Here is a 25,735-nt window from a genome sequence, read left to right on the forward strand (position 1 = left end):
TCTTACTGTTTCAACTTGGGATCAAGGGCATCACGCAAGCCATCGCCCATGAGGTTAAACGCCAGTACTGTGATCAAAATCATCAAACCTGGGAAAGTAACCACCCACCAAGCGCGCTGAACAAACTGCAACGCATCGGCCAACATAGAACCCCATTCAGGAGTTGGTGGTTGTGCGCCAAGGCCAAGAAAGCCTAAGGCCGCCATATCTAGGATGGCGCTGGAGAAGCCTAATGTTGCTTGCACGATCAAAGGCGCTAAGCAGTTTGGCAAGATACAAATAAACATCAAACGCAGTGGGCTAGCACCGATTACGCGAGAAGACGTTACATAATCTCGTGACATTTCTGCCATGGTTGCCGCACGAGTCAAACGAACATAATGCGGTAGCGAAACAATGGAAATGGCTAAAGCTGCATTCACAATGCTTGGCCCTAAGATGGCGACGATCGCAATGGCCAACAACAAGCTTGGCATCGCCAACATGATGTCGACAATACGCATGATTGCCGTATCGATTACACCTTTAAAATAACCAGCAATCAGACCCAGCAAAATACCCATTACCAAAGACGCAGTAACTGCGACTATGCCGACAGCAATAGAAAGGCGTGAACCATAAATCAATCGAGATAATATATCTCGGCCTACATCGTCGGTACCTAGAACAAAAGACCAGTTACCGCCTTCTAACCAAGCTGGTGGTAATAACAGCGCATCGCGGTATTGGTCAGACGGTGAGTGCGGTGCAACAAAATTAGCAAAGACGGCCATGAAGCAAATAATCGCAATCACGACTAAGCCAGCTACAGCGCCTTTGTTGCTGCTGAAATAATGCCAAAACTCTTGCATTGGCGTCATAGGTACTGGTGCAGTCAATGGCGCGTCTGTCGTGGACGTTTTTGTAGATGTAGTCATAAACGCCTCCTTATCGGCTATGTCGAATTCGTGGGTTAACAATGCCGTAAGTGATATCTACCAAGAGATTCACGACAATGATGATACAGGCAACAATCAAAATGCCGCCTTGTACAACGGGGTAATCACGGCGTCCGATGGACTCGATCAACCATTTACCAATGCCTGGCCAAGCAAAGACTGTCTCGGTCAAAATGGCACCGGACAACAGAATCCCTACCTGTAAACCGATCACGGTAATAACAGGAATCAAGGCGTTGCGAAGCGCATGAATGACAATGACACGCCAAGGGGCAATGCCTTTTGCACGAGCGGTACGAATGTAATCTTCGCTTAATACTTCCAACATAGAAGAGCGTGTCATACGGGCGATCACTGCCATAGGAATCGTGCCGAGTACGATGCTTGGCAAAATAAGATGAGATACCGCAGAAGAAAACGCGCCTTCCTCACCCGATAATAATGAGTCAATCAGCATGAAGCCGGTAACGTCGTCTATCCAGTACACCACGTCTATCCGTCCAGAGACGGGTGTCCAACCCAGATTAACGGAAAATACCAACATCAGTAGCAGTGCCCACCAGAATATGGGCATGGAATAACCAGTCAGAGAGAAAGTCATCACCGAATGGTCAATCACAGTTCCTCGTTTTACCGCAGCAAAAATACCCGCAGGCAAACCGATTAAAATAGCGAAAATAGCCGCACAAACAGCCAATTCTATGGTAGCTGGGAAAAGCGTAAGAAATTCTTTCATTACCGGTTCTCTGGTAATGAGGGAGTTGCCTAAGTCCCCCTGTAAAACGCCAGTGACGTAATGGAAGTACTGCACATATAGCGGCTGATCAAAGCCAAGTTGAGCACTTAGCTCGGCGTGACGTTCTGCGCTCACACCGCGCTCACCAGCCATGACCTCGATTGGGTCACCGGGAATAAGGCGAATAAGGGTAAAGGTCAGCAAGGTAATCCCGATAAAGGTCGGAATGACGAGGCTTAGACGACGGAAAATAAATTGGAACATAAAGGACAGGCTCTCTTGAGATATTATGTGATCGAGCAAATCGCTCGGTCAGCAAAGAGTTTACCCACGTCCCAGTGAGTAAACTCTTTGTCATCGTCCGAGTAAGGACTTACTTCTATTTACTAACGTTGTAGAAGTAGTGACCACCAAGTGGATCAATTTTGTAACCTTTTACTTCTTTACGGATTGGCTCATAAACCACTGAGTGCGCGATAGTGATCCAAGGCGCTTCACGTTTGAAAACAACCTGAGCTTCTTCGTAGTCTTTCGTACGTTCCGCTTTATCAGAAGTTTGTTTTGCTTTTAGAAGCAAGTTGTTGAACTCTTCGTTACACCATTGTGCACGGTTAGAGCCGCCAACAGCATCACAACCTAGCAATACATATAGGAAGTTATCTGGGTCACCATTATCACCAGTCCAACCTAGCAATACGGTATCGTGTTCACCTTTCTTAGAACGGTTTAGGTATTCACCCCATTCGTAGGAAACAATTTCCGCTTTTACGCCGATTTTTGACCAGTCTTCTTGCATGATTTCAGCCATACGACGCGCATTTGGGTTGTATGGACGTTGTACTGGCATTGCCCAAATATTCGTTGAGAAACCGTCTGGATAACCCGCTTCAGCAAGCAATTTTTTCGCTTTTACTGGATCGTATGCATAATCTACAACGTTTTTGTTGTAAGACCACATAGTCGGTGGAATTGGGTTTTTCGCGGCTTTACCTGCGCCTTGGAACACGGCATCAATGATCGCGCTCTTGTCTGTTGCTAAGCTTAGCGCTTGGCGAACACGAACATCAGTGAAGGGTTTTTTCTGCGTGTTAAATGCCAAATAACCAACGTTCAAGCCTTCTTGGCTCATTAGGTTGATGTTTGGATCCGCTTCCATCTGCTTAAGGTCAGCTGGGTTCGGGTACGGCATAACATCACATTCACCGGCTTTCAATTTCGCGTAACGAACAGATGCGTCTGGCGTGATAGAGAAAACAAGACGGTCGATTTTTGCTTTGCCTTTCCAGTAATCTTTAAATGCAGTGTAGCGAATCAAAGAGTCTTTTTGGTACTGAACTTTTTGGAACGGACCTGTGCCAACTGGATCGATATCCAACTTCTCAGGCGTGCCCGCTTTCATATAAGCGTCGGCTTGTTCTTTAGAAAAGATAGACGCAAAGTCCATTGCTAGGTTAGCAATGAATGGCGCTTCAGGTTTAGTCAAAACGAACTTCACCGTGTAGTCGTCAATCTTTTCGATTTTCTTGATTAGCGTGTCCATACCCATGCCAGTGAAGTACTCGTAAGAGCCACCAGATACTGTGTGGTAAGGATTTTCTTTGTTGCCTTGACGATCGAAAGTGAAGATCACATCGTCAGCGTTGAAGTCACGTGTTGGCTTGAAGTCTTTTGAAGAGTGGAACTTCACGCCTTTACGCAAATGGAAAGTGTATTCAAGGCCATCGCTTGATACATCATAGCTTGTTGCTAAGCCAGGCTCTGTTTCAGTCGTTCCAAGTTTGAATTCGACTAAACGGTTGAACATGTTTTTTGATGTCGCATCAAAAGTTGTACCAGCAGTATAGAATGCTGGGTTAAAGCCCTCTGGGCTACCTTCTGAGCAATAAACTAGTGTGGATGCAGCGTGAGCAGATGTGCCAATTGCTCCAGCGGCCATGAGTGCAAGCGTCAGTTTTGCTAACCCTTTTTTCATTGTAACTCTCCATTAGCATAATTATATTCGTGTTGAACACGTGGGAAGTCGAATCAAGGTATTCGTTACTTTTGTGAATTTCTTGGGTAGGTTAAGAGCCATCTTGTTAGTGCGAGTTTCACTGCGTTAAAACAAACCCCATCCAAACTCCTAGTTCGAATGGGGCTGCTCTGCCTCGTCCTTGAGCCCCCTTTAGCTATAAATGATGAGTCTGATTAAACAGAAACCTCAAAAACAGCGTCATTGAAGAGTACTTAAGCCAATTTAAATAACCAATCGAAATAATGATATGTCCTATACGTGGAATGAATACAAAATTTACATAAAGCTATGAAAGGCTTGAAAACAAAGGCCTAGCAGGTGAATTACTGCGTAAGGAATAGGGAAGAAAAGGGGGGATATTTTTTAAGAAATCTGCAAGAAGTGGAAAAAAGAGAGATCAAAAGGCGTTTTTCAGTGAGTCCTTGTGTGGCAAAAAAGAGAACAACCCCTCCTTAATCCTCCACTTGAAAATAAGAGGGAGTGTGAAGGGGAATAGCACAAGCCCCTCCCCCTGCTAAGGGGGAGGTTGGGAGGGGGTTACTTTTTATCAAATGCTTTTATGAGAACAGAAGTATCTTGGCGACTACGGCCTTCGGCCATGAGTGCTTGATAGTCTTGATCTACTGCCTGAGTTAAAGGAATCTGGATGCCCATTTTTTCGGCCTGAGCAAGACTCAACCCCAAATCTTTATGCATCCACTCGATGGCAAAACCAAAATCAAACTCATCTTTCGCCATGGTTTCACCACGGTTCTCTAATTGCCACGATCCTGCCGCTCCATGCTTTAGTGTGTCGACCAGCGTTGCGATGTCTAAGCCTGCTTTTTGCGCAAAGCGAATACCTTCTGACAAGCCCGCCAGCACACCACCAATTAGAATCTGATTGACCATTTTGGTAATTTGGCCATTTCCGATAGGTCCCATTAATGTTGACGCTTTTGCATAACAATCCAGTATTGGCTGCGCTCTATCTAGGTCGCTTTGCTCACCACCGATCATTACGGTTAATACGCCGTTGACGGCTCCAGCTTGGCCACCAGAAACGGGTGCATCCATGAAGTGAAAACCTTTTTCTTGAGCCGCTTGATGAAGCTCTTTTGCCACTTCTGCTGAGGCGGTTGTGTGATCAATAAACAGAGTGCCCGCTTTTGCCTGCTGAAAGGCTCCTTCTGGACCTAGATACACCGCGCGCAAATCATCATCGTTGCCGACACAAGTTAATACAATATCAGCGTCTTTTGCAGCGATAGCGGGAGTGGTCGCAAAGGTGCCGGTGTATTCGCTACACCAGTTTTGGGCTTTTTGTGTTGATCGATTGAAAACGACAACCTCATGGCCTGCCTTGCTTACATGCCCAGCCATTGGGTAGCCCATTGTTCCAAGTCCGATGAAGCTTACTTTCATTGCCTTTCTCCTTACTGCTTTGTTCGACATATTGATCTAATGCATCAATCCAATGCCCAAGATCATACGGATTTATTATTTGATTGCGAGGTACAAAAAAGAGGGAATTTGAGCATACAGAAGCAAAATACAGGGACATTAAGTGTCATGGGCGTCTCGCAGTGAAAAAAATGCCTGCCCTAATTGCTTGTGGATAACTTTGTGTACGAAAAATAGAATGAGCGATTATTTCGCCTAAATACGAATATTTTCAAATAATCGTGCATATTTTGTACAGATTTTGTTTTTTCCTTTTGCTTTGGCAGACGTCCCTCTTTTAGCCAAAGTTCATCGTCGCTCTGATATAACGTATTTAGCATGAGTCTTATTCATTGTTGAGATTGATTCGTTTTTAATTTTGACAAACTGCATGGCCAAAGTTTAAACAAAAGTAATGAAAAACAATACGTTATGACTGAATTTTGTGCTTGATAGCCTCATATAAGGCGTGTGCTAATGCCTCATTCCCTTGAGCGTCTAAATGTACGCCATCGACCTCACTAGGCTGTAAAACCCCGGCAGCATTAAGGAAAATACATTGGTTGTGCGCAGCAATATCTTGATAGTACTGATGAAAATGTTGTGACTTTTCAATGGCTCCGTTGAAGCTCTCTGCCATAGAGCCCGTTGGGGATAAAATATTTGGCGGTGCGATGACCACAAGGGTTGGGCTTGGGAAACCGTGAGGATTCGGCATTCTTGACTTCTCGATCAGCTTCTCTATGCCTTTTGCTGCTTCAAAGGCTCCCACATTGAAATGTCGTTTAAGATCGTTGGTGCCTAGCATGAGTACTAAAATGTCTACTGGGCCAAAGGTTTCTAAGGCGGCTTGTAAGTATGACAAGCCGTTTCTTCCTTCCAAGAAAGGGTCATTCCAGATAGTGGTTCGGCCAGGTAATCCAAAGTTTATGACTTGGTGATGCTTCCCCAAAAGGTCATTTAAGATATTGGGCCAGCGTAAATGTTTTGGATAACGTCCACCATTAGGGATGCTACCCCAAGTAAGGGAGTCTCCGTAGCACAAAATAGTCGCCATAATCTGCTCCTTGCTTTTTTTGTGAATCATTACATAGTGTAGTAAATCGACGGCGTTTCATCACAAAATAATAACGAGCTGTTAGAGGCCAACATGAATATAAGTTCTTCCAGTTTTTCTTCTAAAAACGACATTCATTCGGCTTTTTCTCGTCTGAAAAACTTGGCAAATCAAACCCCTTTCCCATCGATTAAAGAGCGTCAGCATTGTCTTACTTGTTTACAAGCAGCGCTCATGGACCATGAAATTTCTTTATTAGATGCGTTGCAAAAAGATTTTGGGCAGCGTGCCCATGAAGAATCAAGGTTGCTGGAGCTTGTTCCTTTGATTGGGGAAATAAAACACGCGAAACGTCATCTCGCTAAATGGATGAAACCATCAAGGCGTAATCTCCACGTCAGCACCTTGCCTGCAAGCGCTCAGGTGTTCTATCAGCCTAAAGGCGTTGTCGGCGTCATATCACCTTGGAACTATCCGGTGTTGCTGTCTTTAGGGCCTTTGGTGGGCGCTTTAGCCGCTGGCAATCGCGTGATGATGAAATTATCGGAGTTTTGTCCTGCAACCAATCGCGTCTTACGCGACATAGTGAGCCACGCCTTGGGTGAGGATTGGATAGAAGTAGTTGAAGGTGAGGGCGATATCGCCAATGAGTTCAGTCTTTTGCCCTTTGATCATCTTTTATTTACCGGTTCAACCGCTGTTGGCTACATTATTATGCGCAACGCTGCGAAGCATTTAACGCCTGTTACTCTGGAGCTAGGTGGTAAATCACCATTACTGGTGGCACCGTCAGCGGATTTGCGCGATACCGCCAAGAAGCTGGTGTTTGGTAAGGCTCTAAATGCCGGACAAACCTGCGTTGCGCCCGATTACGTCATATGCCATTCCGAGCATAAGCAAACCTTAATCGAGTATATCAAACAGGAGCTTGCCGCTTACTATCCCGATGGTGTGTTGAGCCCTGATTACACCAATTTGATTAACACTCGGCAATTAGACCGCCTGAAAGGCTATTTAAAGCAAGCGCAAGCCGCAGGTGTGCAATGTGACAATCTTATGCCACAAGGGCCTGTAGAAAGCGCAGGTAAGCTAGCGTTGCATGTTTTACATCAGCCTGACGACGAATTAAGCGTGATGCAGGAGGAAGTGTTCGGACCGTTATTGCCCATTCTTACCTATACCGAAATGTCCGATGCCCTGTCTTACATCCAGCAGAAACCTCGGCCCCTTGCTTTGTATTTGTTTACGCAAAACGCTGATGATCAAGTGCTGTGTGCAGAACGCATCGTGAGCGGCAGCTTGGTGACTAATCACACCTTAGTGCAAGTAGCGCAAGCAGATTTGCCGTTTGGTGGTGTAGGTGCGTCGGGAATGGGGGCTTATCACGCTGAAGAAGGCTTTCGAACCTTTTCTCATAGTAAGTCGATATTGCGTAAACGAGGGCCGAATGTACTTACCTTGCTGCGTCCACCGTATCGGCATTTTATGCATCGATTAGTTGCAAAATTTTGGCACCGTCTTTGAAACTAAAAGTCTGCAAAAAAAATCCCCCACTAACTAGGTTAGTGGGGGATTTTTGATCTGTTGTATTGCTAGAGTGTTGTTATTTTAACGCATTGAGTCGGTTGGCAATGGCGTCAATCTCTTGGCTCATACGGCTAAGATGACTCGAATCGCTGGCATTGCTGCCAGTAAGTTCCTGTAGTCGAGAAACGAATTTGCTCAAGTCTTGCGATACTTTTTGCTGCTCACCAGCGGCCACCGAAATTTGTGTCGCCTGATCGGTGATTTGAGAGAAAGCACTAACAACCTGATGCAAGTGATTTGCTGTCGATTCTGCTGTCTCAACGGCGCGTTCTGTTTCGCTGTGGCCAAGTTCCATAGAACTTACGGATTCTTTTGATGCCACTTGCAAGCGCCCTAAGACCTCTTCTATCTCTACCGCAGAGCTTTCACTTTTCGCGGCAAGGTTACGCACTTCATCGGCAACAACCGCAAAGCCTCGACCTGTTTCTCCGGCCCTTGCCGCCTCAATTGCTGCGTTTAATGCCAGCAAGTTGGTTTGTTCGGCAATGTCACGGATCACGCTTAACATGCCGTTTGCACGACGGCTGTCTTCGTCTAGCTTAAGTATGTTGGCTTGTGCTTGTGTCATGGCGCTAGTAAGAGAGCGCATTGTCTCTATAACGGTATTCATTTCATTGCCACTGCTGCGCACGTCTTGGTGGATACGCTCGACGGTTGCTTTGGTCTCGTTTGCATACATGGCAACATCATGAGAGGTGGCTCCTAGCTCTTCTGTTGCGGCTGCTAAGGTGGTGTTCTCATCACTCAGGCTATTCGCTTTGTGTAAGAAATCATTACTAAATGAACTTAAGCGCCCAGCATCTTTCACTAAGTTGGCGGACTCAATATGAATTTGCTCAAGCAGTTTTTTAAGTTTATCGCCATAAGCATTCACGGCCTGGCGTAAATCACCAAGTTCATTTAGCTTACCTACTTTCAGCTCTTGACTGCTACCACCATCAGCCAACTCTTGAATTTGCTGAGTTGTTTGGTTGATCTGGCCAAGCAAGCTGCGGAAGAAAGAAGCGGCAATAACGCTTACTATGATCAATAAGGCGCCAATGACGATCATTAGGAAAAGGCCCATGCTTTGAGCGATTTCTGTCATTCTTTCTTTAGGAACAACTAAGCCAATGGTCCAACCTGTTTGTGGGTGTTTGATTAAATCCACATAGGCGGCTCCGTCTAAAATACCGTCGTGATCAATAGAGATAACTTTTTCTTCTCCATTTAGACCTGCTAATGATTCTTTTAACCATGGAAGTTGATTCCCTAGCTCTTTAGCGGTCAGCATGCTGCCATCGCTTTTAACTAGGTTAGCTTTGCCTTTAGGAAAACTTAGCACTTGTCCAGCTTGGTCAATTGCGAAGACATAACCTTGGTTTGCAGCACCATATTCTTCAAGTGATTTTGTGATGCCATCGAGCATCATATCGACGGTTGCAACACCGGTGAATTTATTGCCTTCTTTCATTGGAATCGTACAGGTCACCATCGGCGTATTAGTGACCGGGTCAATGTAGGCTTCAGACCAAGCGCAAAGCTTTTGTGAAGAGGTTCTGCCGACAGTGTACCAAGCTTCATTATGATAGCCTGACCCTGCAGGGTCATTATAATCGTCTAGATAGCTCATTTGAGAACCATCCCGACCCCAGAAAAAACTACGGCGTTCTGTATTAGCGGTAAAGGCAGAAGGCTCCGGCCAAATACCACCTCCAGCAATACTTTTATCACCATGATTATTAATAATGCTGGGAAAAACTTGCTTAAAGAGAGATTCATCTTTAGGCAGTTGAGAGCCAGCCAAAGCAAGAGTACTGGTAAGGAGTTGGATTTTTTCTAGTTTTGCACTGAGTAATTCACTCAAGCCTTGTTGATTAACAGAAATCTGACTTTGTCGCTCTGCGGTTAAATCAGGCTTCACTTTCATTTCTATTACGAGATAAATACTAGCAAGAGCCAGTAAGAGAATAATGACCAAACCAATATTAATTTGCTGTCTAATTCTAATAGGTGATTTCATGAACAACCTCATTCTGTGCAACGCGGGTAGGGTATAGAAGACAATAATCTTTTATAAAGAGTGAGGGCAAGCGTATTTTTTATATAATCCATATAAAGGTATTATCCTGTTTTAGTTTCCAAAAATGGTTATCAATTTTATATTTTAGACCTGCGATTGTTAAGACTGTATTGCAATGTCCGAATAACTTAAGTTACTTAAGTTACTTAAAGCGCCTTAAAAAATTAGATAATTAACAAGAACTAAAGAAGTTTTTTGTCCATCGCTAAGCATTCATAATCGCTTATTTTTTATTAGTTTTGCTTTCTTACTTGCGCTAGCATGAGGCAATTTCCTTTGGAGCCTAACCATGTTTCAACTTGTTCTTCTAAGTAATCAACAACATATCGATGTGGCGAATTTGTCATTGTCTGCGGAATTAATGGGCTTGCCGAAAGACATTCCAATTACTGTGCAGCAAACTTGTCTAATGGGCGGTAAGCAAACCGGTTCGCGCTTGATCACGTTAACAGTAGGTGACTCTGTTGTTCGTGTTGTACCGACTCGCGGCATGGCGGTTCTGGATGTCATTAGGAAAGATGCGTCAGGACAAGACGTACGATTTGGTTGGGATTCGCCTGTTAAAGAAGTGGTTCATCCAAGCTTTGTTAATCAAGAAGCGTCTGGCGGCTTAGGTTGGTTAGATGGTTTTAACGAGATGATTGTGCGGTGTGGTTATCAGTGGGCAGGTCACCCAGGTCAAGACGGCGATGAGTTTTTGACATTACATGGTCGTATTCAAAACACGCCAGCCGACGAAGTGATTTTAGAGGTTGAGCAAGTGCCACCTTATCGTGTGACTTTACGTGGGCGTGTAGATGAAAAACGCTTTAAATTCACTAACTTTGAATTGCAGACTGTATTATCTCTGACGCCAGATGAGCCTTATTTATTGGTTGAAGACACCTTAACCAACAAAGGCAGTTATCCGCGCGAATACCAAGCGATTTACCACAATAATTTTGCTCAGCCGATCCTTGAAAAGGGGGCAAAACTGCATGTTCCTATGGCGGAATTATCACCTTTTAATGACTACGCCGCTGGTGGTTTGAGTGATTGGAGCCAGATGCCTGAGCCAACCAAAGACTTTGACGAAATGGTATTTAATATTCGTCCGCTGAGTGACGAGAAGGGCTTTTCTCACGCGTTATTACACAATGCAGCGGCAAGCTGCGGCATTGAAGTGAGCTACCAAACAGATACCTTGCCAGTGCTGACCATATGGAAAAATACGGACACACTAGAGCAAGGTTACGTTGTAGGCATTGAGCCGGGTACTAGTTTTGCTTATAACCGCTCTTATCAGCGTGAATTAGGTTTGGTTCCGACGATTGGCGCGGGTGAGTCGAAGCACTTTGTGGTGCGTTTTGGTTTGTTAACGGATGAAAGTCAAATCAACGCCAGTGTGGCGAATATCGCTCGAATGCAAAGTGCTCAAACGACTCAAGTATTGTCTACGCCGATTGTGCGCCTTGATGAAGCATAGAGGTTCGGGAGTATCGCTCCCAATCGCCCGCTTCCATGTAGGGTGCGTTATCGAGTGGCTTGTTATAGACATAAATCCAGCCTTTACCATAAGGTGAGAAAACCCGCTTTCTGATATACATAGAGCTTTCTGGCGCTTTTGGGTCGTAGCCTTCCAGCTGATCCAAAGACGCGAGTATCTCATCTGAGACGTCGTACCATTCCACTCGAATTCGGCCGCTTTCGTCATGGGTCGAAGCAATGCCTGGGTAATTTCCCAGGTTGTGCATGCGAAAACCAGTTAGCCAGCCTAAACCGATGCGTTTGCATTCGGTAAGAAGTTCATGATTATTGAGCCCCTCACGAAGCGTTCCGTATACAGCAACAATGTTTGTAGGCATATTGAATTCCATAATGACAATCAAAGTGCACAAGATGAACTTGGTGGCAGGGTATTTCAAGTCCTCTAGATGGAAATTACAATGCCATGACGCAACCTTGATACATTCATGAAACTACAGCTGTTTGAATCGTTTGAGTCAGTCTTTCACGACATTTTGACGGTGTGCTTTTTCATGATCCAGTAGCCAGCGTTTTCGCTCTAATCCTCCGGCGTAACCGGTTAAACTGCCGTCTTTTCCAATCACTCGATGACAAGGAATGACGATCGCGACACGGTTCATGCCATTGGCTCTGGCCACCGCTCGTACGGCTTTTGGGTTATTCAATCGGGATGCTTGCTCTAGGTAGCTGGCGGTTTCACCAAACGGAATGTTGCCAAGCATGTTCCAGACGGCATTTTGAAAATCCGTTCCTGGTGTATGAAGCGGCACACTGAATTCGCCACGTGTACCTAGAAAATACTCTTCTAACTCTTGTTTTAGCTGTCTAATATGAGCATTTTCACCGGCCATAATCGGCGCTTTTAAGCGACGCTGTAAGTCTTCAAACTCGGTTTCTAACATACGTCGATCGACGAATTCCAACAGGCAAATACCCTCGTCTGTGGCGCAGACAAACATAGGGCCAATCGGCGTTGTTAGCCTATCAATTAAAATCACAGCATTCTCCAAATTTAGGGTCGGTGCATGACCGAGTAACTTTTTAAAAGTGTAACCGAAACCACTTAAAGAATCGTAGCCTGAATCTAGCGCTGTATTGGTGGCACTTTTTCCTGTCTTTAATTCTTGAAAGGCATAATTAATTCGATACATACGTTGAAAGGTTTGAAACGTCATGCCGTAATGTTGATTAAACCAGCGGCGCACAAAGATTGGCCTGATCCCCGACTCTCTTAATTGCTGGTCGGTGATTTTCGCTTTTGTGCAATCGCGCACAAGGTCTATTGCTGCTTGCACTTCATAAGGCGTCTCATGGGTGTTTTCGGTGGGGCGACAGACTTTGCAGGGACGAAAGCCTGCGTCCATTGCGTCTTTGAAATGTGTGTAAAACACAACGTTTTCCCGCTTGGGTTTACGTGCTCGACAAGTCGCAATGCAAAAAATAGACGTGGTTCTAACACCCACGAAAAACACGCCAACATAACTAGGTTCACGGTTTATTAAGGCTCGGTAATAGTCGTCGGCTTGTTTTTCATCGGTTATTAGCATGTTGCGCCCTGTTTCTAGGTAATACTTACGTTCAGTGTATTGGGAGATTGTTTATTGGGATAGAGTGCTTTATTCCCAATTAAGCAACAACCGAAAATTGGACGAGTATTTTTTTAGGTTTGTTTTGCTCTCAAGTATGAATGAGAAGCTTAAGAAACAACCTATGATTTTGGCTCATAAAAAGACCCCCAATAATTGGAATATCCAACTATTGGGGGGCAGTTTATCTCTTTATGCTAGGCTTTTCGGTGCTTGAGCGATTACATCTGGCTGGATTTAAAGTGCCCAACCATGACTTTTAACTCATCTGATAATTTATTTAGCGCGGCAGCCGTTTCAGCAACTTGATTGGATAGATCGCTGGACTTGATTGTGCCATCGTGAATCACAATGACATTCGTATTGATTTCTTCTGCTACCAAATGCTGCTCTTCAGCCGAGGCACTGATTTGAATCATCATGTCTTTAATCTCAAGTACTGAGCGGAGAATTTCGCCAAAGACGTGATGGGTTTTAGAAGCCAAGACAACCGTATCTTTTGCGACGCTAACACTTTGATTCATTCTCGTCGTGGCAAAGCCGGTTTGTTGTTGTAGCTTGGTGAGCATCTTGTCAATTTCTTCGGTGGATTGCGCAGTTCGGCCTGCAAGTGTTCGAACTTCGTCGGCCACTACCGCAAAGCCTCGGCCTTGTTCACCGGCACGAGCCGCCTCAATGGCAGCGTTTAAAGCAAGTAAGTTGGTTTGCTCGGCAATGGCTTTGATGGTGTCTAAAATGCCGACGATATTTTCTGACTCTTTTGACAGTTCGATCATGCTTTCATTAGAGCTATTAATTTCTTTTTCTAAGCCATTAAGCGATTCCATTGTTTCTCTAATGAGTTTGTTGCCCTCTTTTACCTGAGATTCACTGTTTTCCGCTGCCGAGGCGGCACTGCTACAACTAGAAGCAACTTCATTGGCTGTCGCTACCATTTCATTAAAGGCCGTTGATACCTGATCAACAGAGTTAACTTGGTGTGAGGCGACTTCGCTGAGTTCCGAAGATAGGTTCTCAGACTGATGGGCAACCTGGCTGATTTGTTCGCTTGAAGATTTTGCGTGACCAACAATGCTGTCGATTGAAGAAACGAACTGATTAAAAGCAGAGGCCATTTGTCCTGCTTCGTCTTTGTTTTTAACTTCTAGGCGTTGCGTTAAATCCCCTTCGCCTTGGCTGATGTCAGTAAGTCGATCCGCCATATTTCTCACTGGGCGAATCACAACACTAGACAGTGTCGCACCAATAGTCATGAATATAGCGATCATCACCAAGGAGATGATAACAATCATAATAATTAGACTATTGGCTTGTGCATAAATCACTTTACTGGGAACTAAACCAATAAATTTCCAATTCAGTTCAGGTGACGTATACACTTTGGCAAACCAAGTTTCACCATTAATGGTCAGCTCTTGAGCCGTGCTTATATCAGCAAGCGTGGCATAGGGACGTGATGCTTCTTTAATCGATTTGAAGTTATTTTTAGGATCGGAAGGGTCCGCTAGAATGGTGTTGGAATCCTCTACCATGACGACATAACCTTCGCCGCCAAACTTCACGTTAGCTAATAGCTCAGTTAGCTTTTTCAATGTCACATCAATACCAACGACGCCGTAAAAACCATTTTGGCCATCAAAGCGTTGTATGTAATCGACAAGAGGTGCGTTGGTTGCGCTATCTCGGTAGGCAGGAATACGAACGGGCGTACGGCTATCGATTGACTGCTTATACCACCCTCTTTCGATAGGATTGTAATTTTTCGAGTTCTTAGCAATTGGCCATTGGAGGTAGCCAGTATCATTGGCTCCTAACCAAATATAGGTTAAATCTGGGTGAGAGTCTCCGAAAGCATCCATCAGAGCGAACGCTTCTTGCTCCAGAGGGGAGTTTTTATGCGGTGTCATCTCTTCTTGTGTGGATTGATTGGCATAGCTTTTGATGCTGCCAGGCGTCAATTTTTTTAGTGCGTTTGATTGGGCAAGAAAGGCTACATTTTCCGCTAGATTATTCAAATACATCGAAAAAATGGTATCAACATGACCAATTTCAGCTTGGCTTCGTTGTTCGAAACTTTGCAGGGCGCTAGAGCGCACATTCTGAATAATAACGGCAGAGATGATAAATATCGGGAGAATTACCCCTGCAGCCATTAATGCAATAATCTTAGACTTAACTGTCATTGAAACCTCTTTACTTATTTCATCCAATAAAATTAAGAAGTTTGGGAATGTTTAACGCACAGAAAAAACCATAGATAATGTTCGTTTCTTTGAAGTTACGTTCCTTGTACTTCTTGGGCACGAAAAATAATCTATTTTTATACGCTTGTCTTGTTATTTCTTATATAGCCGATTAACTCCAATCTTATTTCGCTGTCGATTTGCGTTAAGAACCTTTTGTCAGTTGATCGAATTGTCTTTATTATTCGTTCCTCTTTTTATTCTCCCCCGACTCGCTCATGAGCCACTTAAGGATAATGTTATGGATTACAGCGTATTCACCATTTCGCTTTTGATCGGCACAGGTTTCATTGCTGGTATTATCAATACATTGGCTGGAGGCGGTTCTAACCTAACATTGCCAGCGCTAATGGTTATGGGAATGCCGGCAGATATTGCCAATGCCACGAACCGAGTTGGCGTGTTTTTACAGAATGTGGCGGCGACGTTTGGCTTTCGTAAAGCGAAGAAATTGGATAACGCTGATATCCTTCCAGTGATGATTCCGTCATTGCTCGGTGGTGTTGTAGGCGCATTTGCTGCCAGTTATGCGCCAGAAACCTGGTTAAAACCGCTTTTACTGAGTGCCATGATTGGCATGACAATTATTATGATTGTGCGTCCGACCATGATTGCGCCACCAGAAGGCACTGTGCCTTTTAAAGTCACGGAAAAGCCGAGTGCGTGGATAGCTTTGTTTATCGCTGGTGTTTACGGTGGCTTCGTTCAGGCGGGGGTTGGATTTATTCTTATTGCGGCTTTGGCTGGTACATTGCGTTACGATCTGGTTCGTACCAACGCGCTAAAAATGGTCTGCACACTGGGGTTTACCGCCTTGGCGCTAGGCGTATTTATTTGGAATGATCAGATCCTTTGGATCCCCGGGTTAATCCTTGCCTCTGGCACCATGTTGGGTTCTTTCCTAGCCGTAAAAATGGCCATTAAAGCCAACCCAAAACACCTAAAATGGTTCCTATTCATTATGACCGTTTGTGGCAGTGCGGCCGCATTGTTGAGTGATTGATTCATGGGCAAGGTAAGGCAAAATCATTTCTCCAAGCAGGCTATATGGAAAGAAGGCTATGAAAATAAGACACTTCAAACCCTCAGATTCAACCGAAATAGCTGATCTTTTTCATGGCTCAGTGCATTCAATAAGCTCTGATATCTATTCAGCAGCACAGCTGGAAGCATGGGCGCCAACGCCACCAGGTTACACTATGTGGAAAGAGCGGTTAGCGATAACCAAGCCGTTCGTTGCGACGATTGATGACGTCGTTGTTGGCTTTATCGAACTAGAATCGGATGGTCACATAGATTGCCTGTATGTGCATCGCAATTACCAGCGCCGAGGTGTGGCGTTGGCGCTTTTTAAACACGCCAGCGACGAAGCGATAAAGAATGGATGCGAGATCATGTATGTTGAGGCCAGTATTCTTGCTAAAGCCTTTTTCGAGAAAATGGGCTTTGACGTACAAGCTGAAAACATTGTTCAAAAGAACCACCAAGAATTGATCAACTATTCTATGATTGGTGCGCCAAAGCCTTAGTTACTCTCCTTTCAAATTTCCCCAGAGTTCAACAGCATGCCTTGCGGGCTGGTGTCGAATAATAAGACGCGATTCAAGTCGACCGACAAAGAAATACGTTCTTGGCGTTTGACGTGGGAACGTAGGTCGAGTCGGGCTTTGGCGTCTTCGCCGCCGAGTTTGAACATGATTTCTTTGTCGAAGCCGAGATTTTCCACCAGCTCTACTTGTATGTCGTTGAATTCAAATAGGTTATCGCTTGGTGAGGACAGTGCGCTGTCTTCAAAGAAATCTGGGCGAATGCCAACCAACACTGTGTCGTGGGATTTCAGGTCGTGTAAGTCCACATTGGCGATTTTCGCTGCTGGCAGTCGGTAGTTATCGAATAGCAGATCGTCGCCTTCGATTTTTGCTTCAATCAAGTTCATTGCTGGAGAACCAATAAAGGTTGCGACAAAGGTGTTGGTTGGCTGTAGATAAATTTCCATTGGCGTACCGACTTGTTCGACAATGCCATCGCGCATCACCACGACTCTATCGCCTAAGGTCATAGCCTCGATCTGATCGTGGGTAACGTAGATCGCGGTCATGTTGTATTGATGCTGAATGCGAGCGATTTCGGTCCGCATATGATGGCGTAGCTTGGCGTCTAGGTTTGATAAAGGTTCATCAAACAAATACACATCCGCATCACGAGCCAAGGCGCGCCCCATGGCGACACGTTGGCGCTGGCCACCGGATAAATCCGCAGGCTTGCGATCCAAATAATCGTCGAGCTTGAGCATTTCCGATACGTCGGCGAGTTTCTCTTTAATGGTTTCCGCGTCTGCACCAGACTTTTTCAAGCCAAAGATGATGTTCTCTCGCACCGACATATGCGGATACAAGGCGTAGTTCTGGAACACCATGGCGATGTTGCGTTTGTGTGGCGGCAAATCGTTAATGGCACGTTGGCCAATTTGTATTTCCCCTTGGGTGATGTCTTCTAGACCTGCCACCATGCGAAGCGTGGTACTTTTCCCGCAGCCACTTGGGCCAACCAACACCACAAATTCACCGTCTTTTACTTCTAAATTGAGGTTCTTCACGATCGGCAAATTGCCGTAGGATTTATTAACATTTCGTAAGATTACGGAACTCATCGTAATATTCCTTTTATTTAATCTCTTCGGGTTTAATTCCTCGCCACTGTGGCGTAAAAAATTAAAAGATATCTTTGTCATTCCCGCGAAGGCGGGAATCCAGTGGTGTTGTATAAATAAGGTTATTTTCGATGGCCATAAGGGCTCGATTCCCGCCTTCGCGGGAATGACGGATACAAAAATTAGCGTTGTTTATTTTGAAATTAGTCATATTTATCCTTTCACACCGCCGTCGGTAAGCCCGCCTGACAAATGTTTATTTGCCAACATGAAACAAATCACCACAGGCAATAGCGTCAACATGGACGCGGCCATGATGCGATCCCAAATGGCGTTTTTCGAGGTAAACAAAGTTTGTAATGCCAACGGCAAGGTTTGAAAATCTTGGTATTGTTTGAGGAACACGGAAGCAAACAAATACTCGTTCCAAGCGATGACAAAACAATAGATAAACACGGTAAACAGCATCGGCTTCGACAAGGGCATGATGATGCGCCAGAAGGCTTCTACCCTTGAGCAACCGTCCATCATTGCCGCTTCTTCTAGGGAGAAGGGAATGGTGCGGAAGTAATTTCCCAACATGTACATGGCGACTGGCAAGGTCTGAATCAGATAGATCAAAAACAGACTAAAAATCGTCCCAGCGGCACTCGATGCCAAGCCGACGTTAACGCTCATTTGATAGAGCGGAACCATCAATAAGACACCGCCAACCATGTAGACAAACAAAACGCCGTTTGCCATCAAGGATTGCGCTGGGAAACGTAGGCGCGCAATGGCGTACGCCGCGAGAGAGGCCAAAAAGGTTGAACAAATCCCCGTAATGAAAGAAATCACAAAGGTATTAAGCATGTAGCGTCCGAACGGAAACACCTCGCCACCCGAACTAAACTTTGCCAATAGCTTTTGTTTTTGATCTTCCGACAGCGCTGGATTACTCAGTAAGCGTTGTACACTGGCTGGAATGTCGGCTTCTTTTGCTGGCATCAAACCAAGCAGCTCTTTGTAAGCATCCAAATGTAAGACACGCGGAATAAGCGATGGATTGCCCCAATCAATCGGATGCTTTAACGAGGTTGAAAGAATCTGCAAAAATGGAAACACGCAGAAAATCACCAACGCGAGCACCAAGGCATACAAGATCACAGATTGGGTGGTTGAGCGTTTATTCATCATATTCTTCCCCTACCACTTAAGGACTTTACGAACGTACAGCCAGATCAAGCCTACCAGCACGAGTAATTGAATCACCGAAATTGCGGCGGCCACGCCTTGATCGACGATGCCAGCGAACGCTTGGTAGTAAGTGAAAATCGGCAAGGTTTCCACGTTCGGTGCAAGTAAGTAGACGTCTTCGAAGCGGTTTAAATTCCAGATAATGCGTAATAACACCACGGTGGCAATGACGAATCTTAGCTCTGGCAAGGTAACGTGCCAGAAGCGGCCCCAAGCATTTTGCCCATCTATCGCAGCAGCTTCGTATAAGTCTTTTGGCACGCTTTGCAGCTTGGCGAGAAACAGTAAATAGGCGATAGGAAAATGCTTCCAAATATCGAATATGATCACCACGAACAAAGCTGAATCTGGGTTACCGATGAGGTTTTCCCGAGTGTCGGTCAGGTGTAACACATCGACCACCACGTGGTTATAAATGCCGTTTACAGGATCGAAAATAAACTGCCAGCCGAACACCACACTGATAACTGGCGCGAAGTAGGGCAAAAGAATCAAGCCGCGGGCAAGATTGCGAAAACGGAACTCTTGGTTCATTAGAATCGCTGCCGCCAGGCCTAAAATAGTGGTGCCAGCAACTGTGCCGATCAGATAAATAACCGAGACACCAATGGAATGGTAATAACGCGGGTTGCCGAGCAAGTCCGTGTAGTTCTCCATGCCAACAAAGGTTTTCGTGCCGTTGAGCTGAACATCAAAAAAACTCAGATAGATGTTGAACAGGATCGGGTAAATCACCAGCAGGCCAATGATTCCGACCGCTGGTGCAACCAGCTTTAAACCCAGTCGAGATTCATTTTTTATTAAGACAGAAGACATATTTTCTTCCCTTTTTTACGTTTAACCCCACCCTAACCCTCCCCTTAACAAGGGGAGGGAACTGATCACTGCTCCTTCCCCGGCTAAGGGGGAGGTTGGGAGGGGGTAAAATCACTAAAACCCTACCCTAGTCCTCTCCTTAATAAGAGGAGGGAACTGATCACTGCTCCTCCCCCTGCTAAGGGGAGGTTGGGAGGGGGTTGAGACTTATTGGCCTATAATCGATTTCATTTCCGCTTCAGCATCATTCAGCGCAGCTTGCGGGTCTTTTCCCTCAATGGTGACGCTGTAGATCATTCGCGGAATGACAGATTTAGCAAAGATGGCGCCAGAGGCTGGGAATGTTTTGCCTTCAACGACAGAGAAGGAGCGAAGGTTGTCAAAACCAGACACGATCTGTTTCATCTTGTCTGCGCCATAAAGTTTAAATACACCGTTTGGATCCTCTAAATACGCTGGATCTTCTGCAATGCCTTTCAGCATTGGGTTCATGCCACCCGGTGCCATGTGTAGGAAAGTGATGTAACTGGCAGGGTCGTACATGAATTCAATAAAGTCTTTGGTGGCTTTGGTGTCCTCTGCGCTTTTCGCTTTCAAGGCGACAAGGCCAGACAAGGTGCCATAAGACGCGGCGCTTTTGTGGGTGATAATTGGTGCGAACTCAGTGTTTTTAACCAACTCAGGGTCAAAGGTGCCACCGCTGAGCTCTTTGAAGTTTGCTGAAGACAGTGAGCCTTTGGCCACTTCTGCCAAAGCGAGATCATCCATTATGTAAGTGGAATAAAAGAACATGCCCATCTTGCCTTGCAAGTAATAATCTCGAGCACGCCAGTTCTGTGGGCCTGGTGGATTGTATTTCGCTAATTCTTTGTAATATTCGATGGTTTCGAGTGTGGCAGGGCTGTTGAAGACTAAATTGCCGTTGGCATCGAACTGGCTGGCATTATTGGAAAGCGCCAGTTGAGTGAAGACTTGTTCTGTGTAGCTGTCCTGCTTGGTGCCGACCAAAATGCCGTACTGATTATTGGCTTTGTCAGTGAGCGCTTTGGCCGCTTTTTCGATATTTTCCCAAGTGTTTGGCGCTGCTAAGCCTTTTTCATCAAACCAATCTTTGCGGTACCAAATTCCCTGAATAAAACCATGATAGGGCAAGCCATAGTATTCCCCAGAAGGCGATGTCAGAGTGGTCAGAGCCCCTTTATGAAAGCGACTCTTGCCAATATCTTGAATGACGCCTTGATGAGTCTTGGTATCGACAATGCCTTCTTCGCCAAGCGCCATGATGATCTCGGAATTGACCTCAATCAGTTGCGGTGTTGTACCTGCTGCGACAGCGGCAGCCATTTGTGTCGCCATTTCGTTTTCATCGACGGCGACGACTTTGACGGTCACACCATCGTTTAAGGCTTCAAAGGTACTGGCCAGCAATTCAATATTTTGTAGTCGGTCAGTTTGAGTTTGTGCTGTCCAAAATTCTACCGTGGCGGCGTGAGCGAGTTGGCTTATCAGGAGTCCGTTTGCCAGCACTGTGCCGGCAACGAATAGTGAAGTTTTAGTTTTCATTATGGCTTCCTCTTGTTTTTATTTGTCTGCTTCTTGTGGCTTTAAAAACACGTGTTATTAAAGTCCTATCGTCACAACCCCCGGAGCTAAAACGACTTGCAGGTCCTTCACCGGAGTCCCTTTGATGCGCGCTACCATCATTTCGGCAAGCTGCTTACCAAGCTGTGCTGGTGGTGCTTGCTGAATGCTGGTGATCCCCATACTGGCGGTTAGCTCATCAGTGGGTGTATCACAACCAATGACACTCACAGGTTTTTCTCTTTCATTTAACTGTGAGTTGTGCAATCGCATGGCCGCCAATGCAGCGGCTCGCGCGCTGGTGCTGGTTAAGCAAATCAACGCGGTGATATCTGGGTGCTGGAGCAGAAATTCAGCACAAGCGAGGTAACTTTCTTCCTCGTCAAAGCCCACTTCTAACCATTGTTCAGACGCAAGAGAAAGCCCAATTTGCTCGGCGGCATCTTGGATGCCACGTCGCCTTTCTTGGGCGAAAAAATACCGCTCGCTTACTGATACCACCCCAATTTTCTGGTGGCCTTGTTCGCTTAGGCGACTCAGGCTTAAATGACCGACTTGGTAATTATCCAAATCTAGCCAAGCAAATTGCGCCGCGCGCTCGGTGCGTCCGTAACACACAAAAGGCACATTAAGCTTCAGTAAACGATGGACTTTCGGGTCATTAACCCGAGTGCGAAGGAGCAGAAAGCCATCTTGATCGCCTGCTTTGACAAGGCGTTCAAACTCACTTAATTCCTGTTTGCCGGTATCGATTGCGACCACTTGCAGTAAATAACCTTCTGCTTGCAGCGCGTGTCGAGTTCCAGCTAACACCTTCGAAAGAATGGGGTCGAGATATTGTGTGTCTTGGCAAGGAATAATCGCCGTGATCACACGCTTTGCTTGCACCCAGTGTGCCATTTCTGGCCCTTTCAATTTGTAACCCTGACGTGCCGCTTCTTTTAGAACTCGCTTTTTTGTACTTGGGCTAATATCTGGGTAATCATTCAGTGCTCGTGACACTGTGGATACTGATAACTCCAACTGGGTTGCTATCTCTTTAATTGACATAGTGTTTTAGATGCACCTAAACCATTCTTATTGTTCTTACTGTCCATCATTTAAGCCGAATTTAAAAGACTTAATCGTGCATTTTGTGACCAGCATTAATTGACGTTAAGACCGAAAATGTTTCGATGCAATACTTTATTTTTGCACAATTTGAGGGCGTTTTACTGAAACATGATATTGCTGGAAAGTAGGTGAAGTAAGACTTGAAGTGAAAGAGCTAACTCGATTTGATTGAGTTAGCTCTTAGGGTGAAAAGGGCTAATCTTTCATTTTATCGACCATTTCGACGAATCTCGCTACGCCAGATGAAATTTCAGTAAGACCACGAGACACCTCATTAATACTTTCTTGTCCGTGAAGCGCAATGCCTGTAACCGAACTCAACATGTTATCCATTTCATTGATCAAATTATGGTTTTTCTCTACCACTTGGCCAATTTCAGCCGTAGCCGCAGCGGTGTTGCTGGCGAGTTTGCGAACTTCATCAGCTACTACAGAGAAACCGCGTCCAGCATCACCTGCTCGAGCCGCTTCTATTGCTGCGTTTAGGGCGAGTAAATTGGTTTGGTCTGCAATGGATCGAATGGTGACGACTATGTCGGAAATGCTTTTGGATTGTGTTTTGAGTAAATCTCCTATGTCTGCAGCGCTTTTTACTTTTTCAGCAATTTCATTAGAGGTTTGTACTGAAGCATTGAGGATATTTACAGCGTTGGATGATACCTGGCTGGTTTGCTCAGACGTGGCGGCAGCGAGTTCAATCGCGTTTATGGCATTGTTTACGCGCTCTGAAATGTCTGAGGCGAACTTAATGACTTTGTGTACTCGACCTTTATCATCAAAAATTGGATTGTACGTCGCTTCTAACCAAATGGATTTTCCATCACCATTAAAGCGTTGGAAGCGTCCGGATGAATGTTGCCCACGGGCCAAATCTGTCCAAAAATTAGGATGCTCCCTGTAAAATTTTTCATCACAGAACATTTTATGATGTTTGCCAACAATCTCTTTCAGTTCGCATTTCATGGTTCTTAAAAAATTACTGTTGGCATGAAGTATATAGCCCTCTGGGTCAAACTCTATGACCGCAAGGGAGCGGTCCAATGCCGTCAACACCGCATTTTTGCTTGCTAAGGATTCTTGCATTTCGGTGATGTCATTGGCTATTTTGAGGATCTTTGTCACTTTGCTGCTATCACCAGATACGGGAAAGTAACTGGCTTCTAAATGAATGGGTTGCTTGTCTTTTTTGAAACGCAAAAAAGTGCCATTAAAGGATTTGCCCGCTTTTAAGTCATCCCAGAAGGTTTTGTACTCTGCTGACTTTGCATATTCTACGTCACAAAAAATACGATGATGTTTACCGACGATTTCTTCTAGTGTGTAACCGATGGCGTCCAAAAAAATGGGATTGGCATCTAAGATAATGCCTTCCACATTGAAGCTGATACACGCCGTATTTTGCTTTATAGCGTTTAATTCATCGTGGCATTGTTTTAACTGCTGAACTTGCTGTGTTGAAACCGAGGGCTTATCTTCTTTTTTGCTGAAAAACATCTAGGCTATCCTTAAATAACGGTTTTTAACCTGCTTAACAAACGGATGGTTATTTTTTGCTAAATAAGGAAGAAGATAACTTCCATTCCATATTTATTTTTTAATTATGGATTAAGGGATTGATATTTGCGTAATCAAAAAATAAATATTTTTATCATCTTGGCCTTTCAAACTCTTTCCGCGCTCGATCAATTTCCTCCCGCATAAAGCAGCTTTCAGCATGGTCGTTGATGAGTCCCATGGATTGCATGAAGGCGTACATGGTCGTTGGGCCGACGAATTGCCAGCCGCGTTTTTTGAGTTCTTTAGAAAGGGCGATGGATTCGGCGCAGGTGGTTTGGATTTCTGGCGGTGGTAGGGTGTTTTCGTCAGGCTCGTAGCGCCAAATAAACACCGCTAATGAACCTTCTTTTTCGACCATTTCAATAGCACGTTTGGCATTGTTAATCACTGCGAGGATTTTGCGTTTATTTCGCACGATGCCTTGGTTGCTGAGTAATTCTGCTATTTCGTTTTCACCAAACTGCGCTATCTTATGAAAATCGAAATTCTCGAAGGCGAGGCGAAAGTTGTCTCGCTTGCTCAAGATCGTTCTCCAGCTTAAGCCAGACTGAAAGGTTTCCAGGCAAAGCTTTTCAAATAATCGTTGGTCGTCATCGACTGGAAAACCCCATTCAGTATCGTGGTAATGAGGGAAGCCTGGCGCGGAACTTGCCCATGCGCAGCGAGTTTTAATGTCTGATTCAGTATTTGTACCCATATGCTATTTCCTATCAGCCGGATGATTAACGCCGTCGACTATTTGTACTTCACCAAGATCATAAGGGTTCACTCCTTCAAGACAGCCTATGTTGTAGCCGAACTCAGTAGGGTTTGAGCGGCGTTGGTGGTGGGTGTAAATGCCACAGTTCGAGCAGAAGAAATGCTTGGCTGTGCTGGTGTTGAATTGATAAAGCTTTAAAACATCATGGCCTTTAACGATTCGAAGATTGTTTAGTGCGACAGAGCCTACGATGGCACCTTTACGACGGCAAATAGAGCAATCACAGCGCCTTGGGTTTTCGATGCCGTTAGGCAGGGTTAATTCCAATTCAACAGCGCCACAATGACAGCTGGCTTTGTGTTTGAGTTTTATTTCTGTTGGGCCGACTTGTTTGATCATGATATTTACCCCTTCAAAGGTTTCAATAAACACACCACGCGTTCTATTTCGTTAAAGCCAAGTTGTTTGTGAAGGTTGATGCTTTTCTCGTTGGTGATCGGGGCGTCGCTGCCGAGTTCCTGAAAACCTTGTTGATTGGCCCATTCCTCGGCGGCGTGAATTAAGGCTTTGCCAATACCTTGTCCTTGGCAATCCGGCGAAACAAACCAAGCTTCGATGTAAGGCGTGGTTTGCTGGTTGCTGCCGGGAACATTGTCGCGAAGGCTCAGCTCGATAAAACCTGTCATGCGTTGGTTGTCATCGAGTGCCACCAACACCTCTTGTACATTTGGATAGCTTCCTTGAAAGAAGGAGTCGACTTCCGCTTGGCTGATATCTTTGATTTCGGGCAAAAATTCGATTCTTAGGGCTGACCAAGCAGCGGCGTCTGTTGCTTGGATAGCTCGGATGTTGATCGGCTCTTTGTTATCTGGGTTGGGTCCTTTCATTTTGTCTCCTTGTAAAAGGTTCTGATGACAGATTGTCACAGAAC

Annotated in this window: 22 protein-coding genes; 4 read left to right on the top strand and 18 right to left on the bottom strand. The window is 45.2% G+C overall.

What is annotated here, in order from left to right; genetic code table 11:
* Nucleotides 1-2 precede the first annotated feature (2 nt).
* From dppC to DFP75_RS13290, 5 genes are all read right to left on the bottom strand, one after another.
* Complete coding sequence (gene dppC, locus DFP75_RS13270) at nt 3-917, bottom strand: dipeptide ABC transporter permease DppC (protein ID WP_110576449.1); 915 nt, start codon at nt 915-917, stop codon at nt 3-5.
* Between the two features lie 10 nt (nt 918-927).
* Nucleotides 928-1,938, bottom strand: coding sequence for an ABC transporter permease subunit (locus DFP75_RS13275; protein WP_110576451.1), 1,011 nt, complete (start codon nt 1,936-1,938; stop codon nt 928-930).
* Nucleotides 1,939-2,053: 115 nt separating this feature from the next.
* Nucleotides 2,054-3,646 (bottom strand): ABC transporter substrate-binding protein, encoded by a 1,593-nt coding sequence (locus DFP75_RS13280; RefSeq protein ID WP_110576453.1) that lies wholly within the window; start codon nt 3,644-3,646, stop codon nt 2,054-2,056.
* A gap of 579 nt (nt 3,647-4,225) precedes the next feature.
* Nucleotides 4,226-5,092 carry an NAD(P)-dependent oxidoreductase gene (locus tag DFP75_RS13285; protein WP_110576455.1) on the bottom strand — a complete coding sequence of 289 codons (867 nt, stop codon included), beginning with the start codon at nt 5,090-5,092 and terminating at the stop codon, nt 4,226-4,228.
* A gap of 448 nt (nt 5,093-5,540) precedes the next feature.
* Entirely contained in the window at nt 5,541-6,167 is a 627-nt protein-coding gene (locus DFP75_RS13290) for an SGNH/GDSL hydrolase family protein (protein ID WP_110576457.1), read from the bottom strand.
* Nucleotides 6,168-6,260: 93 nt separating this feature from the next.
* Here DFP75_RS13290 and DFP75_RS13295 point away from each other — a divergent pair, with 93 nt between their 5' ends.
* Nucleotides 6,261-7,691 carry a coniferyl aldehyde dehydrogenase gene (locus DFP75_RS13295; RefSeq protein WP_110576459.1) on the top strand — a complete coding sequence of 477 codons (1,431 nt, stop codon included), beginning with the start codon at nt 6,261-6,263 and terminating at the stop codon, nt 7,689-7,691.
* Nucleotides 7,692-7,770: 79 nt separating this feature from the next.
* On the opposite strand, the gene DFP75_RS13300 is transcribed toward DFP75_RS13295, so the two are convergent.
* Complete coding sequence (locus DFP75_RS13300) at nt 7,771-9,756, bottom strand: methyl-accepting chemotaxis protein (RefSeq protein ID WP_110576461.1); 1,986 nt, start codon at nt 9,754-9,756, stop codon at nt 7,771-7,773.
* Between the two features lie 349 nt (nt 9,757-10,105).
* On the opposite strand from DFP75_RS13300, the gene DFP75_RS13305 reads away from it, so the two are divergent.
* Nucleotides 10,106-11,281: an aldose 1-epimerase family protein gene (locus DFP75_RS13305; protein WP_110576463.1), complete on the top strand. Its 1,176-nt coding sequence runs from the start codon at nt 10,106-10,108 to the stop codon at nt 11,279-11,281.
* Here the strand turns inward: DFP75_RS13305 and DFP75_RS13310 are convergent.
* The 3 genes from DFP75_RS13310 to DFP75_RS13325 form a co-directional block, all read right to left on the bottom strand.
* A complete protein-coding gene (locus DFP75_RS13310) occupies nt 11,250-11,660 on the bottom strand; it encodes a gamma-glutamylcyclotransferase family protein (RefSeq protein WP_245927058.1) in 411 nt (136 codons plus the stop codon). The genes DFP75_RS13305 and DFP75_RS13310 overlap by 32 nt on opposite strands.
* A gap of 138 nt (nt 11,661-11,798) precedes the next feature.
* The gene (locus DFP75_RS13315; RefSeq protein ID WP_110576467.1) at nt 11,799-12,869 is read right to left on the bottom strand and encodes a bifunctional transcriptional activator/DNA repair enzyme AdaA; all 1,071 of its coding nucleotides are present in this window, start codon (nt 12,867-12,869) and stop codon (nt 11,799-11,801) included.
* 260 nt (nt 12,870-13,129) lie between these two features.
* The gene (locus DFP75_RS13325; protein ID WP_110576471.1) at nt 13,130-15,091 is read right to left on the bottom strand and encodes a methyl-accepting chemotaxis protein; all 1,962 of its coding nucleotides are present in this window, start codon (nt 15,089-15,091) and stop codon (nt 13,130-13,132) included.
* Between the two features lie 301 nt (nt 15,092-15,392).
* Here DFP75_RS13325 and DFP75_RS13330 point away from each other — a divergent pair, with 301 nt between their 5' ends.
* A complete protein-coding gene (locus DFP75_RS13330) occupies nt 15,393-16,154 on the top strand; it encodes a sulfite exporter TauE/SafE family protein (RefSeq protein WP_110576473.1) in 762 nt (253 codons plus the stop codon).
* A 58-nt stretch (nt 16,155-16,212) separates the two neighbouring features.
* Nucleotides 16,213-16,680, top strand: a complete 468-nt coding sequence (locus DFP75_RS13335) for a GNAT family N-acetyltransferase (RefSeq protein WP_110576475.1) — start codon at nt 16,213-16,215, stop codon at nt 16,678-16,680.
* Nucleotides 16,681-16,691: 11 nt separating this feature from the next.
* On the opposite strand, the gene DFP75_RS13340 is transcribed toward DFP75_RS13335, so the two are convergent.
* The 9 genes from DFP75_RS13340 to DFP75_RS13380 all read right to left on the bottom strand — a co-directional run bounded on the left by DFP75_RS13340 (nt 16,692) and on the right by DFP75_RS13380 (nt 25,691).
* The gene (locus DFP75_RS13340; protein WP_110576477.1) at nt 16,692-17,801 is read right to left on the bottom strand and encodes an ABC transporter ATP-binding protein; all 1,110 of its coding nucleotides are present in this window, start codon (nt 17,799-17,801) and stop codon (nt 16,692-16,694) included.
* 213 nt (nt 17,802-18,014) lie between these two features.
* On the bottom strand, nt 18,015-18,977 hold the full coding sequence (locus DFP75_RS13345; RefSeq protein ID WP_110576479.1) for a carbohydrate ABC transporter permease: 963 nt from the start codon (nt 18,975-18,977) through the stop codon (nt 18,015-18,017).
* 9 nt (nt 18,978-18,986) lie between these two features.
* On the bottom strand, nt 18,987-19,853 hold the full coding sequence (locus tag DFP75_RS13350; protein ID WP_110576481.1) for a carbohydrate ABC transporter permease: 867 nt from the start codon (nt 19,851-19,853) through the stop codon (nt 18,987-18,989).
* A 207-nt stretch (nt 19,854-20,060) separates the two neighbouring features.
* The gene (locus DFP75_RS13355; protein WP_110576483.1) at nt 20,061-21,416 is read right to left on the bottom strand and encodes an ABC transporter substrate-binding protein; all 1,356 of its coding nucleotides are present in this window, start codon (nt 21,414-21,416) and stop codon (nt 20,061-20,063) included.
* A gap of 57 nt (nt 21,417-21,473) precedes the next feature.
* On the bottom strand, nt 21,474-22,484 hold the full coding sequence (locus DFP75_RS13360) for a LacI family DNA-binding transcriptional regulator (protein WP_110576485.1): 1,011 nt from the start codon (nt 22,482-22,484) through the stop codon (nt 21,474-21,476).
* 258 nt (nt 22,485-22,742) lie between these two features.
* Nucleotides 22,743-24,041: a methyl-accepting chemotaxis protein gene (locus tag DFP75_RS13365; RefSeq protein ID WP_110576487.1), complete on the bottom strand. Its 1,299-nt coding sequence runs from the start codon at nt 24,039-24,041 to the stop codon at nt 22,743-22,745.
* 154 nt (nt 24,042-24,195) lie between these two features.
* Nucleotides 24,196-24,801, bottom strand: coding sequence for a DNA-3-methyladenine glycosylase I (locus DFP75_RS13370; RefSeq protein WP_110576489.1), 606 nt, complete (start codon nt 24,799-24,801; stop codon nt 24,196-24,198).
* A 3-nt stretch (nt 24,802-24,804) separates the two neighbouring features.
* Nucleotides 24,805-25,203 carry a GFA family protein gene (locus DFP75_RS13375; protein WP_110576491.1) on the bottom strand — a complete coding sequence of 133 codons (399 nt, stop codon included), beginning with the start codon at nt 25,201-25,203 and terminating at the stop codon, nt 24,805-24,807.
* A 5-nt stretch (nt 25,204-25,208) separates the two neighbouring features.
* Nucleotides 25,209-25,691, bottom strand: coding sequence for a GNAT family N-acetyltransferase (locus DFP75_RS13380; RefSeq protein WP_110576493.1), 483 nt, complete (start codon nt 25,689-25,691; stop codon nt 25,209-25,211).
* Nucleotides 25,692-25,735 lie beyond the last annotated feature (44 nt).

The sequence above is a fragment of the Marinomonas alcarazii genome, assembly GCF_003208215.1.
GTDB classification, from domain to species: domain Bacteria; phylum Pseudomonadota; class Gammaproteobacteria; order Pseudomonadales; family Marinomonadaceae; genus Marinomonas; species Marinomonas alcarazii.